Origin of the sequence: Mycobacterium sp. (assembly GCF_035653355.1) — a bacterium.
In the GTDB taxonomy this organism is placed as follows: Bacteria; Actinomycetota; Actinomycetes; order Mycobacteriales; family Mycobacteriaceae; genus Mycobacterium.
This window is the reverse complement of record NZ_DASRBZ010000586.1, coordinates 1-12,617: the sequence shown is the minus strand read 5'-3', so window position 1 is coordinate 12,617 and position 12,617 is coordinate 1. Positions and strand designations below refer to the sequence as shown.

The following is a 12,617-nucleotide window of genomic DNA, read 5'->3' as shown; positions in this document are numbered from 1 at the left end:
AAGTCCCCTACCGCAGCGGTACTGGCGGGATCGTCCTGGCCGGTGCTACCGACGCCGTCCAACGCGTGCATCATCAAGGCCTGGTCAATCGCTTGGCCGGAAAAACCCGGGTAGCGCAGCGTTTTCGCAATAGGTGCGAAGCCAGACGCCGCATCAGCCAGCGTGAGGCTGGTGCCGCTGGCGCCGAAGTCCAAGAGAGCGACCACACCGTCGGCCGGCAGACGTGCTTGGCTGTTCAAGGCCGTCAACGCTGTGACGGCATCGGAAACGAGACGCGGCGGCATGCCGATTCTGGCGAAACCTGCGTGGGTACTCAGCGCTTCCTGCAACGCGCGGAGCGCTTGCAGTTCCCAGTGCGCGGGTGCCGCGATCGCAATGTTCGACGTCGATGCGTCAGCACCTGTGGCTGCGATCATCGCGTCGAGCGCTTCGACCAGCAACAGGGCCGGGTCGTGATCCGACCCCGTAGCAGACACCACAGCATTGGAGTCACCGACCCTGTCGACGAAGCCGGTCATCCGTATCCCGGACTCAGGCTGACTCGACTCTTCCAGGGGCACACCGAGTTCCGGTGAGCGGTGCGGGTAGAGGGTCAACACAGCGCGACGGGTGACGGTCGGACTGCCGTTACGCACCGCAACTAGGTTGGTGGTCCCGATCGACAACCCCAACGGGTCGTACATAAAGCGAATACTTTCGTCGATAGCGGTCGGTGGCCAGCGTCAACCATAGCCACGATGCGGACTTTTCCGAATCGGGCACAACCTCATTGGTATGCGGTCGATGCGGTTGTGTCACCGAAGTGATACCGTCATCGTCTTGACACGTTCCGCCGATCTCAGACCACGGTGAGTGGCAGCGATCGCCTCGGCTGGAACTGAAATGTCGATCCGCGGCTGACCTTGGCAATCGATACCTCAGGCAATTCGCCAGCCGTGGTTTCTGTTTCGACGAACTCGGCGGTCCAGTCGCTGCTGGTCCCTGTGACCCGAACTTGAATATGGGGGTCTACCGCGGTGGCGATCGCCTGCAGCGGCTGCGCGGAATTGGGCGAACACAACGATATCCAGGCACCATCGTCATGCGCCGGTGATCGCTGCACCACCACCCGCTGGCCGGCAATCTCGGCCACAACATAGCCGGCGGGATTGAGCAGCGGATGCATTTCGAGAACCTCTAAGACACCGCCGACCCCGCCGGGCAGCGACAACGCCCGCTGAATCCGTTCGGCACCAAGCCCGGCCACGCCGGTCAGCTGCCGGCTGCAGACGGAGCGGGCCAGGTCAGCGTCGGCTCCAGCCCGGGCCTGCACCGCGATCGCAAACGACAAATACAGCAAGTGCATCTGCAGGCACACCTCGTCGGCGATGCGCACCAGCGCCGATTGCGAGAACGCACCGAAGTCGATATCGGATACCAGCGGGCCTGAGTAGTCAACCTGGCCTTTATCGGCGCGATCGATGGCGTCGAGCTCCCATGTCGCAGCACGGGTTTGACGCACAATGTCGAGGGCCGGGATGCCCTCGGCCGGCGGGTAGGACTCGTCGATGATCACTGTCCACGCGCAATGCGGATGCCGGTCCGAGGGGGTTCGGGGCGGTCGGTGGATGGGGCGCATCTGTGCTCGCGGGTTGGTCGCCACTGCGGTGGCATCGAAGGTCGGGTCCTCGATGGTGTGGCACATCCCGAATACGTACTCGTCGCCCATGGGTTCCACGTCGAGCAGTGCGCCGCAATGGTCGAGGTGGAACTCGCCGTGCCAGCGGTCGTGCACGGTGTAGCGGAAATCCATGAACTGCGGCGGCGCGCCGATGTCGAGCTGTAGCCCTTTGAAGATCGTGGGCACGTCGTCGCCCTCGTAGCTGAGCGCACGCTGCATCCGTTTGGTGTATACCGGGCTGGCGCCGGCCCACTCCTCGATGGCGATCTGCAGCATTTCTTCGTGGCCGAACTCCTTGATGCACCAGGCCATCCCGGAGCGGTCGATCATGTGCCCGATCAGCAACAGCTCCGGGACCAAAACGGCCAGCTGCTCACCCGACAGGCGGGCATATCGGGATCGGCTCACAACTCCAAAAATAGACTCAGCTATGTTATAAAGTCAACGATGACTGTTACCGCAGGTCGTTCGGTCGCACCCACACGGCGCACCACCGCGCCCCGCAAACGCGGGGACGAAACGCGCGCCAAGATCATCGACGAGACGGTCCGCTGCATCATCGAGGAAGGGTTTGAAGCCGCCACCGCCAAGCACGTCGCCGAACGCGCCGGCGTGACGTGGGGCGTCATCCAATACCACTTCGGCGACCGCAACGGTCTGCTGATGGCCGTCGTCGACGACGGGGTGGCGAAACTGCTCGACAGCCTCTCGTCGGCCGACGTCAGCGAGTTGCCGCTGCGGCAGCGCATCGAGGTTGTCGTCGACACGGCGTGGGCCTGCTACAGCAGCCCAACATCGTTGGCTGCCTTTGAGATTCTGCGATCCACTCGCGGCTTGGGCGAGTCCTCGCGGCGTCATCTCTTCGAGATCAACTCGGCGATCAACCGGCTGGGCGCGTTGATCTCCGACGACCCGGCCGATGACGGGGTAGCCGAAGTCGTGTGGGCGACGCTGCGTGGTGTGGTGTTAACGCACATGCTCACAGGTCTGCCGATCGACTGGCAGCGGGAGCGGCGAGCGCTGATCGATATGGTCACCCACTACCTACAACGTTGTGCTCCAATGACCTGATGAGCTCTCACCCCTCCCCGCTTGAAGCCGCCGACATCGCCGCGATCGAACAGGTCAAGTACCGCTACCTGCGGGCCCTGGACACCAAGCACTGGCACGACTTCGCCGACACCTTGACCGAGGACGTCAAAGGCGACTACGGATCTTCGGTCGGCGCGGAACTGCACTTCACCAACCGCACCGACCTGGTCGACTACATGCGCTCGGCGCTGGGTCCCGGCATCATCACCGAACACAGGGTGACCCACCCCGAAATCACGGTGACCGGCGACGAGGCCTCGGGAATCTGGTACCTACAAGATCGCGTCATCGTCCCCGAATTCAACTTCATGCTGATTGGCGCGGCGTTCTACCGCGACCGCTACCGGCGCACCGACGCAGGCTGGAAGATCAGCTCGACCGGCTACGACCGGACCTACGAGGCGACAATGTCGTTGGCTGGCTTGGATTTTAAGGTGAAGCCCGGACGAGCGTTGGCCTGACTACTTCCCGATCGCCATCAGCGCGCCCGGTTGCAGCCAACGAATGATCTGCACCAGCGTGTCGTCGTCGATGGCCACGCATCCCTCCGTGGGTCCGCCGTCGGTGGTGTGGAAGAAAAACGCCGCGCCGTTGCCCGGGACGCGAGCGGTGTTGACGCCCATCACCACCGCGTGTTTGTACTGCGGGATGTCGAGGTTTTCGCTTGCGGCGGTATTGAACGTGCACTGGTCCTTTCGGCAGACCTGCATGGTGTTGAAGGTGGGGCTATGGTCGTCGCCGCTCCACCAGTGGTCGGGCCCGACCTGCACATATTTCAGCCCCCCACCGGGGTTCGGCGCGGTGCCGAAGGCGTACGGCAGGGTGAACACGCCCATCGGGGTGGCCGGGTATCCGCTCTTTGCCTGCGGCGCCAACCCCGCCGACCCGACATGGGTGGGTATGCCGGCCGCGATCGCCTGCCAACCGGTGGCGCCGCGCTGATAGACGTCCATCTTCGCGTTCGAATCACCGACTCCGACAACCGAAATCACTTGAGTGGCATTGCCGACGGAGCGCGCGAACCACGGGTTTACCACCGCAGCGCTCAGCGGCGCGACCGCCAGTGTGAAGCCGGCCGCGCACACCGCAGCGCACAACAGCCCCACTAGTCGGCGCACCGTTTCATGATCGCCGCGGCTGATTCTGAGGGTCAAGTAAAGATTTAGACTCGATTAGGTCACCGCCCGCTGTCGAGCCGGTATCAGCCGGCGACACATCGGGGGATCCGCCTATATGATCGGTGGCGATGCCCTCGTCAGGTGGCGAAATGAGTTGGCCACCTTCAGTTTTGAGTGAGCAGCTAGTGTGCTCCGCCGCCACGACGCGGTCATCGATGCCGACAGTGTGCCGGTTGTCCTAATTGCCCACTGGCTAGCCGCACGTATGCCCAACCTATTTTCCGGGGGGATCAGAGCGCCCGATGACACCGACGAATCGCAGCAAGACGCCGCCTGACTACGAACAAACCACCCGGCTCGGGGTAGTAACCGAGGAGCGTTCACCGCTCACCGTCTGGCTCGGATCAGCGATGTACACCTTTCCCGCCGACCGTGACGTCACCGTGGGCCGCGACCGCGACTGCGACATCTGCCTACACGACGGCGACCGCGCCAAGCTCGGCCTGATTTCGCGAATGCACGCGATATTGCGGTTCGACGGGGCGCAGTGGGTTGTGGTGGACAAAAGCCAGAACGGTGTTTTCGTCGACGGAGTGCGTGCCCCGATGGTGCCGATCGGCCAGCGCCAGAGGATTACGCTCGGCAGCCCGCGGGGACCACAGCTGACCTTCCGTGCCGCGACGTCCGCACCGCCGTCGGAACCGCGTAATCCACCGACGCTGGAAAGCATGCCGACCAACCAGAGCCAAGCGGGCAGCGCCCAACCCATCCGACTCCCGCGACCAGTCATTGCCCCGCCGCCTGGACCGGGCCGACCCCCGCGGCGGCCGACCCGCCCACAACCGCGTCGCCGTGAACGCCTCGCTGACACCATGCGCTTCTTGCTCCCGCCGCGCCCCGGCTCAGCGCCGCCCGGGTCGAAGACAGTCGGCCGCTGCACAAGCAACGACATCGTCGTCGAAGATGCGCTGGCATCACGGATGCACGCGGTGCTGGTCTTCACCCCGGGCGGTATCGAGATCCGCGACAACAGCAGCAGCAACGGCGCATTCGTCAACGGCACCCGCATCACGCGGGCGCTGCTGCGCGACGGCGACGTCGTCACTATCGGCAACACCGACCTGCTGGCTTCAGGCAACACCTTGGTGCCGCGCAGGGCACCCGCGCGGAATAGCGGGCTCAACGCGCACGGACTGGGGTTGACCATCGACGGGCACACCCTGCTGACCGACGTGTCGATCACCGCCCGCCCCGGCACGCTCACCGCGGTCATCGGGCCATCCGGTGCCGGTAAATCCACATTGGTCAAGCTGATTGGCGGCACCGCGGCGCCGAGCGCCGGAGTGGTCAGCTTCGACGGGCACGACGTGCATGCCGAATACGCCTCGATGCGCTCTCGGATCGGGATGGTGCCCCAAGACGACGTGGTGCACCGCCAGCTGACGGTCGAGCAAGCGCTGAGCTACGCCGCCGAATTGCGGCTTCCGCCGGACACATCGGCTGCCGATCGTCGTCAGGTCGTCACCCGAGTGCTCGACGAGCTGGACTTGACGCCGCATCGAAAGACCCGCGTGGACAAGCTTTCTGGCGGACAGCGCAAGCGAGCGTCGGTGGCGATGGAGCTGTTGACCGGCCCGTCCCTGTTGATTCTGGACGAACCCACCTCTGGGCTGGACCCCGCGTTGGACCGGCAGGTGATGACGATGCTGCGCCGGCTGGCCGACGCGGGCCGCGTGGTCATCGTGGTCACCCATTCGCTGACCTACGTCAACATGTGCGACCAGATCCTGCTGCTGGCACCCGGCGGGAAGACTGCATTCGCCGACCCTCCTAAGCAAATCGGGCCGACGATGGGCACCACCGACTGGGCCGACATCTTCGCTCGGGTCAGCACCGATCCCGACGGTGTGCACCGGGCGTTTCTGGCGCGGCATCCCGCTGCGCCGCGACCACTGTCGACAACTTCTGGAACGGTGCCGCTGGGGGCTCCGCCGCATACCAGTGTGTGGCGCCAGATTTCGACGATCGCGCGCCGCCAGACCCGCCTGATTGCCGCCGACCGCGGCTATTTCGCTTTCCTGGCCGTATTGCCGTTCGTCCTCGGTGCACTGCTGCTGGCAGTTCCCGGTAACACCGGACTGGGTATCACCGATCCGCGAGGATCACAGTCCGCCGAGCCCAGCGAGATCTTGATCCTGCTCAACATCGCCGCGGTATTCACGGGGACGGCGTTGACCATCCGTGATCTCGTCGGTGAACGCACGATCTTCAAACGCGAGCAGTCCGTGGGCCTTTCGGGGTCGGCGTATCTACTGGCCAAGGTGCTCGTCTACAGCGTTGGGGCGCTGATCCAAACCGCCATCGTGACCGCGATCCTGGTGGCCGGGAAGGGCGCGCCGACCCGCGGGGCGGTGCTGTTGGGCTCGGGCACCTCTCAGGGCATTGCCGAGCTTTACCTGACGTTGGCGGCCACGGCCATCGCCTCAGCGATGGTGGGGCTGGCGTTGTCGTCGCTGGCGCGCTCCGGGGAACAGATTCTGCCGATGCTGGTGGTGGCGATCATGGTGTCGATGGTGCTGGCTGGCGGGCTGATACCGGTGACCGGTCGCATGGGGCTGTCGCAGGCGTCGTGGCTGTTGCCGGCGCGGTGGGGGTTCGCGGCCTCGGCTTCGACGGTGGACCTGCGCCACATTGAGGTCGACGTGCCCGCCGACCGGCTATGGCTGCATTCGCAACGCTCTTGGCTGTTGGATATGGGCATGCTGGTAGCACTCGGCCTGGCAGCGGCGGTGTTTGTCCGCTTTCGGCTGCGGCTGCCCGCGCGCGGCCACGCTCGGTAAGCCCCTCGCGCTGCTCAGGGTGAATTGACGGCGCGGCAACCGGTAGTAGCCTTACCCCCAGCTTCGGAAGGGGTGTGCCGATGTTCGTCGACACGGGGCTGCTGCATTCGGGAGCCGATGATTCTCACCGGGCTGGCGGGCATGCCGGCGACGGCGCCGATCACTTGGCGAGCATGTCCCCGGCGGCCGGGATGTTCGGCGACTTCGCCGCGGCGCACGAGTTTCATCAGGCGGTCAGCCAAGCCCATACCCACCACACCACGAAACTGCGGGCCCACCAACAGACTCTCAGCGACGTCGGCGACAAGGCCCGCACCGCCGCGACGGCGTTCACCGATATGGAGGACCGCAACACAGTGAAGTTGGACGCAGTGCGGTGCACCTCCGCTACATAAGCGTCCCTCTGCTGGTCGCCCACGCCGGCGGCGACCCGTGGCAGGTCAACGCCAGCCTGCAAAGCGGCCGTCCGGCAGAGATTTCCGGTCTGGCGCAGGCGTTTCACAACGCTGGTGCGTGCACGACGGAGTCGAACAACGCGTTTCTGGACGCGCGCCGCCGCTTCGAGGCGTCGTGGAACCGCGAGAACGGCGAGCATCCGATCAACGATTCCGCAGAAGTTCAGCGGGCCACCCAATCACTGAGTCTGCAGGCCGCGCAACTACCCAAGATCGCCGTCGACCTCGAGAACGTGGCCGCCACCCTTGCAGAAGCGCAGCGCACTTCGGGTGTATTGATTTCGACGCTGGAAAGCCAGCTGCAGCAGATTGACAACGAGGTCGGCCAGGCACTTGATCTGGAGAAGAAGCCCAATTTGTCTGCTGCCGAAAGACAGCAACTCGATCAACTAATCACCGCGCTTGAAGACCAAGCCATTGCCGACACCAAAGCCGCCCTGGCCCAGCTGCAGTCGATCCGCGCCGGCTACTCCGACTTTCTGCAGCAGGCGTCTGCCAATCTGCGAACCGATGGATACGACCCGGCTGCCATCCAAGGTCTCGACGCGCCTGAGACGCCGCTGAAACCGGAAGATCCTACGCTTCCGCCGCCGAATACCAGCGCCGAGGACGTCAACAAGTGGTGGAACTCGCTGAGCGACGAACAGAGGAAGCAGCTGATTGAGCAGCACCCGCCAGAGCTAGGCAACCTCAACGGAATTCCGGTCGAGGCGCGCGACGCGGTCAACCAGGCCGTGATGAACGATGACATCAACCGCGTCATGAATGCCGCGAGTCAGCATGGTGTGCAGGTCGGCGACGTGGTGAGCAACCCCGCCATGTACGGGCTTACGGCCACCGACATCACTCGTTACAACAATGCCAACCAGACAAAGGAAGGTCTTGCTAAGTCCGCAACGGCCGTGGATGAGTGGGGCAACCACCCGCCCGTGTACCTATTGAAGTATCAGCCGGATGCATTCAACGGGGACGGGGCCGCTGCCATCGCGATGGGTAACCCCGACAAAGCTGCCAACACTGCCGTTTTGGTAAAGGGATTAGGCTCCGGTGTCAAGCAGGGAACGCTGGCTAATCCCGACGGTGTGCGGCTTTACGAGGAGTCGGCCCGTGCTGACTGGGGCAAGGACACTGCGGTGGTGATGTGGATCGGCTACGACGCGCCGAACGACGTGTTCGATCCTGGTCTGTACGAGCCAAATATGGCTCGTACAGGAGGCCAAGCACTGGCCGCCGACGTCAATGCGTTGGCGGTCACGCACCAGGGAGCACCGGCACACGTGACGGTCGTCGGACACTCCTACGGATCCACCGCAGTGTCGGATGCAGCGGCGGCATACGGCATGCATGCCGACGATGTGGTGTTGGTTGGCTCTCCGGGCACAGATCTGGCGCATTCGGCTGCCGATTTCCACCTCAACCCTGGTGGGCATCTCTACGTCGGAGCCGCCTCGGATGACCCGGTCACGTGGTCTCCGGGTCACGTGACATTGCCGGGAACAGGCACTCCGTTAGGCGGACTTGGGGACGACCCGGCCGTGGATGGTTTCGGCTCTACCCGATTCAAAGCTGAAGTCCCCGAGTTCTCGGACAATCCGCTTGAAGATCATTCCCACTACTTCGACAAAGGCTCCGAATCGCTGTTCAGCATCGCCGACGTGGTTTCGGGCCACGGCGATGCGCTGCAGCACGACGGCATGACGGCGCACCACCGCGGCGAATACTTTTTGCCGGATTGGGTTGACCCCGAAGCTATCCGGCAAGGAACCAGCGGGCACCAGCACAGCGCGCCGACGGGCTAAAACGCAAACCGCCGGTGCGCATCAACGACGGGTGAAAGGAAGTGACGGGTGTGGATCCTGCCAGGCAGAGCTGCTGGCACCGCGGTGCTGATCGGCCTTGCACTCAGTGGGTGTGCTAACGCCGTGTCGAACCCCATTTCCCCGCAGCAGGCCCGCTCCCAAGTCGTCGACGCTGCGCGAGACATTGTCACTACACTCAGTGCCGAGGTGACTGAAGCGACGTTCAGCTATGAATCGTGCAACGATCAGGGAGACCCCCCCTTCCGGGGGGTAGCGAAAGTGTCATTTTGGGTACCCGGCGTACCGCATAATCAGTCAGCCGACCCACAGGCGGTGATCGGGCCGCTAGTCCGCAATGGCTGGAGTACCAACTCCGATTTCACATCTCATGCTCCAACATTGCGCAAAGGCAAAGTCAACGTCATCCTCACCGTGCTACCGGCGCACTTCCCTGCGGGAGTCGAACGCAAAAGCCACGCGTGGGTCGATGTCAACGGCGAATGCCGCGACACCTTCGACCATCGCAAGGACCACTCCATACTGCCAGTCGATATCAAAGATGAAGTCCAGTAACCGTGGTAACGGACGAGCCACCAACAAAGACGGCGTGGTTGCGGTCATGACTCAGAACCCAACCAACGGCAGGGGGGCTATCAGGGTCTCCGGTGAATGCCGCAACATGACCAACCATCGTCAGGACGGCACAGTTATGGGCTTCGAGATCACCGACCAATTGCGTCAAGGCTGAGCTGTTGGCGCTGCAGAGGCCGAAACGCGAGCGCGCACACCAGAAAATACAAGTATCCCAGCGCCCAGCCGGCCACCACGTCGGACAAGTGGTGCACGTTCAGCGCAACGCGCCCGAACCCCACGGCCACCACAATCAGCGCGCCCGCTGCGACGGCAACCACGCGCATCGACCGCCCCAATATGGGGAACAGCACGGTCAACAAGGCCAAGACAACGACCATGGCCCCCAGTGCATGCCCGGATGGAAACGACGACGACGATGCGTGCATCAGCGGCGTCGCCGGCCGTGGACGATGAACCAGATGCTTGGCGACGTGCGTAATCAGCTCGTTGAATTCCGTTGTCGCCACCAAGAACAACGCTTCCCGCACAAGCCGCCTGGCCATAGCGACCACCACGGCCACCACACCCACCAGGCGAAACGTCCCCGGGCTGAACACCGTACACACAACGTCCCAGAACCGCACCCACAACGGATGCTTGACGCCGACGTCGTAGAGAGTCTGCAACGACGAAGTGTCGGCGGATCCGAGCCAAGCCCACCCATGCCGATAGCCCAGCCACATAGCCGCATACACCACCACCGCGAGCACAGCCGTGGCAACGGTCACGACTGTCGACCGGAGCGAAAGCATGGCTATACGCCTACCAGGACAACAATCCGTACCGCCCGCCAGGCGAACCCCGCGGGAACGCATTGCCGGGCACCCGACGTCATACTGGGCTGATGGCAGTTTTCGTCCGCAGACTGTTCGGCATCGGCAAACTGCCCGACGACCTGCGCGAAGAGGTGGAAGCTGAGGGTCTGATCTACCTCGCCGACTACGTCGCAGTGACCCGACGGTTCAGCGGCGCCATCCCTGGTCTGCGCTCGTCGCACAGCGTCGCCAGCTACGTGGGGTCGCTGGTGTTGACGTCGCAACGGGTGGTGGCGACGCTATCGTCGCTGCCCAAGCTGGCCGGTCCCACGGTCGATGTGCGCTGGGACGAGGCGCAAGCCGGCCCCGCGACAGCCCAGGTCGCATTGAGCGGTCTGCACGTCGAAGTCGACGTCGGTCGCGTCGACTCGCGGTTCACCGGTCATTTATCACTGCATTACAAGGCCACCATTCCCGGCGACGTGCTCGCCGGGCTGCCGCGCCGGTCGCTGGCGTTCGACATGCCCCCGGAGTACGTGTTCCGGGCGGTCGCCGTGGCCTACAGTCCCTGAGGCGGCCAGCCGCGCAGATCCGGCCACGGCGGGCGGCGCAGCACCGCCAGAGTGCCGATCACCGCTGCCAGCAGACCGGTGATCACGCCGATCAGCCCTATCCGGTTCATGTCGACGGCTGCGACCCAGGACGCCTTCTCGCCGCGGATCACGAACATGCCGAGCGGCGTAGCCGTCAGACCGTCGCCGCTACGGCCGCCGCGGACCCGGGCGGCGGTGATGAGAGTGGCGCCGTCGGCCGTGCGGAAGGGCTCGCCGAAGACACGCCGGACGACATCATCGGTGGGCAACTGGTCAAAGATGTCTGGAATTTTCATTGCACCGCTCCCTTTCCGCCGAGTGGGTCTCATCTTGCCGCGCCCTCGGCCTCCCACGCGATCGCCGCAGCGGTTTCTACGATGGCCCTGTGACCGGTCACGCGTTCAGCCAGCGGGAGCGGGCCGCCGTCTACCGGGCGATCTCCGAACGCCGGGACATGCGCCGGTTCGTGGCCGGCAGCGTTATCCCCGACGACGTCTTATCGCGCATGCTGCAGGCCGCGCATGCCGCGCCCAGCGTGGGGCTGATGCAGCCCTGGCGGTTCATCCGCATCACCGACGACACATTGCGGCGGCGTATCCACACCCTGGTCGAGGAGGAGCGGCTGCTCACCGCTGAGGCGCTGGGACCGCGCGCCCAGGAGTTCCTGCGACTGAAAGTTGAGGGCATTCTCGACTGCGCAGAACTGCTTGTGGTGGCACTGTGTGACGGCCGCGACGCCTACGTGTTCGGGCGGCGCACCTTGCCGCAGATGGACCTGGCGTCCGTGTCGTGCGCGATCCAGAACCTGTGGCTAGCGGCTCGCGCGGAAGGGCTCGGCATGGGCTGGGTGTCGCTGTTCGATCCACGACGGCTGGCCGCACTGCTATCCATGCCTGCCGACGCTGAACCGGTGGCAATACTGTGCCTGGGCCCGGTGCCCGACTTTCCCGATAGACCGGCATTGGAACTGGACGGCTGGGCCTTTGCGCGGCCGCTTCCGGAGTTCGTGTCAGAAAACGGCTGGGGCATGCCCGCGGTGGCGACGCAACCCGAGTTCACCGACTAGCGCGATTGGGTGGCGGCCACCGCGGCCAACGCTGGCTGGGCAGTCGTCTCGACGGATATCCATGCCGTCGGCGCGAAATGAAGAGTAACGGCGGGACGCGGTAGCTGACTACGTACAACGGTCAGCACGCCGTTACCGCCGATACTGAATTCGCCGTCTACGGTCAGCGACTCGCCGCTGGCCAGATGCACGACAAACGATGCCACGGGCCGACTCCTTCCGCAGCGGGGCCAACAGTCGCAGGATGCTCGAAGGCTATGAGATCGCCCTTGTCGCCGCCCTGCGGCGAGCGAGCCGCGGACGAGCCGGCTCCCTTACCGACAGCGGCGTCCGGGCCGCCGCAATGTGACGACGACCTGCGGATTGTCTGACAGCACCGATCGGCTCGCGCGTCCCAGTCAGCTGTGGTCGTCGATAAAAATCACGGTTGGAAAAAGGGGGGCATAACTCGCCTCAAGGCGCGCCGATGCAAGCTAGGGACGTGACGGCAATTGGTGACCGCGATGCGACGCAGCCCCGGCGCGACAACGTGCTGCTCGTGCACTGGCATGACTTGGGGCGCTATCTGGGTGTTTACGGCCACACCGACGTGTCCAGCCCGCGGCT

14 protein-coding genes and 1 pseudogene are annotated in these 12,617 nt (G+C 64.4%); 9 read left to right on the top strand and 6 right to left on the bottom strand.

Going from position 1 to position 12,617, the window contains the following annotated elements:
- Together VFA16_RS20240 and VFA16_RS20235 are read right to left on the bottom strand one after the other, a co-directional pair.
- Positions 1-683: pseudogene (locus VFA16_RS20240) on the bottom strand (hypothetical protein); the annotation flags it as partial.
- Positions 684-838: 155 nt separating this feature from the next.
- Entirely contained in the window at positions 839-2,068 is a 1,230-nt protein-coding gene (locus VFA16_RS20235; protein WP_324969539.1) for a hypothetical protein, read from the bottom strand.
- 39 nt (positions 2,069-2,107) lie between these two features.
- On the opposite strand from VFA16_RS20235, the gene VFA16_RS20230 reads away from it, so the two are divergent.
- Both VFA16_RS20230 and VFA16_RS20225 read left to right on the top strand, forming a co-directional pair.
- On the top strand, positions 2,108-2,731 hold the full coding sequence (locus VFA16_RS20230) for a TetR/AcrR family transcriptional regulator (protein ID WP_324969538.1): 624 nt from the start codon (positions 2,108-2,110) through the stop codon (positions 2,729-2,731).
- Positions 2,731-3,213 (top strand): nuclear transport factor 2 family protein, encoded by a 483-nt coding sequence (locus VFA16_RS20225; protein ID WP_324969537.1) that lies wholly within the window; start codon positions 2,731-2,733, stop codon positions 3,211-3,213. The genes VFA16_RS20230 and VFA16_RS20225 overlap by 1 nt, the downstream gene beginning before the upstream one ends.
- Here the strand turns inward: VFA16_RS20225 and VFA16_RS20220 are convergent, their stop codons facing one another.
- Entirely contained in the window at positions 3,214-3,870 is a 657-nt protein-coding gene (locus VFA16_RS20220; RefSeq protein WP_324969536.1) for a L,D-transpeptidase, read from the bottom strand.
- 302 nt (positions 3,871-4,172) lie between these two features.
- On the opposite strand from VFA16_RS20220, the gene VFA16_RS20215 reads away from it, so the two are divergent.
- From VFA16_RS20215 to VFA16_RS20200, 4 genes are all read left to right on the top strand, one after another.
- Positions 4,173-6,710, top strand: a complete 2,538-nt coding sequence (locus VFA16_RS20215) for an ATP-binding cassette domain-containing protein (protein ID WP_324969535.1) — start codon at positions 4,173-4,175, stop codon at positions 6,708-6,710.
- An 80-nt stretch (positions 6,711-6,790) separates the two neighbouring features.
- Positions 6,791-7,105, top strand: coding sequence for a DUF2563 family protein (locus tag VFA16_RS20210; protein ID WP_324969534.1), 315 nt, complete (start codon positions 6,791-6,793; stop codon positions 7,103-7,105).
- Positions 7,087-8,964 (top strand): alpha/beta hydrolase, encoded by a 1,878-nt coding sequence (locus tag VFA16_RS20205; RefSeq protein ID WP_324969533.1) that lies wholly within the window; start codon positions 7,087-7,089, stop codon positions 8,962-8,964. Before VFA16_RS20210 ends, VFA16_RS20205 begins: the two co-directional genes overlap by 19 nt.
- Positions 8,965-9,012: 48 nt before the next feature.
- Positions 9,013-9,537 carry a hypothetical protein gene (locus VFA16_RS20200; protein ID WP_324969532.1) on the top strand — a complete coding sequence of 175 codons (525 nt, stop codon included), beginning with the start codon at positions 9,013-9,015 and terminating at the stop codon, positions 9,535-9,537.
- Positions 9,538-9,686: 149 nt separating this feature from the next.
- Here the strand turns inward: VFA16_RS20200 and VFA16_RS20195 are convergent, their stop codons facing one another.
- Positions 9,687-10,325, bottom strand: coding sequence for a phosphatase PAP2 family protein (locus VFA16_RS20195; RefSeq protein ID WP_324969531.1), 639 nt, complete (start codon positions 10,323-10,325; stop codon positions 9,687-9,689).
- A 116-nt stretch (positions 10,326-10,441) separates the two neighbouring features.
- Between VFA16_RS20195 and VFA16_RS20190 the strand changes: the two genes are divergently transcribed.
- On the top strand, positions 10,442-10,924 hold the full coding sequence (locus VFA16_RS20190) for a hypothetical protein (RefSeq protein ID WP_324969530.1): 483 nt from the start codon (positions 10,442-10,444) through the stop codon (positions 10,922-10,924).
- Here VFA16_RS20190 and VFA16_RS20185 read toward each other — a convergent pair.
- Positions 10,912-11,241, bottom strand: a complete 330-nt coding sequence (locus tag VFA16_RS20185) for a hypothetical protein (RefSeq protein WP_324969529.1) — start codon at positions 11,239-11,241, stop codon at positions 10,912-10,914. The genes VFA16_RS20190 and VFA16_RS20185 overlap by 13 nt on opposite strands.
- 89 nt (positions 11,242-11,330) lie before the next feature.
- Here VFA16_RS20185 and bluB point away from each other — a divergent pair, with 89 nt between their 5' ends.
- The gene (gene bluB, locus VFA16_RS20180) at positions 11,331-12,011 is read left to right on the top strand and encodes a 5,6-dimethylbenzimidazole synthase (protein WP_324969528.1); all 681 of its coding nucleotides are present in this window, start codon (positions 11,331-11,333) and stop codon (positions 12,009-12,011) included.
- Here the strand turns inward: bluB and VFA16_RS20175 are convergent.
- A complete protein-coding gene (locus VFA16_RS20175; RefSeq protein ID WP_324969527.1) occupies positions 12,008-12,217 on the bottom strand; it encodes a hypothetical protein in 210 nt (69 codons plus the stop codon). The genes bluB and VFA16_RS20175 overlap by 4 nt on opposite strands.
- A 260-nt stretch (positions 12,218-12,477) precedes the next feature.
- Between VFA16_RS20175 and VFA16_RS20170 the strand changes: the two genes are divergently transcribed.
- The coding region (locus VFA16_RS20170) for a hypothetical protein (protein WP_324969540.1) at positions 12,478-12,617 on the top strand (140 nt) is incomplete at its 3' end.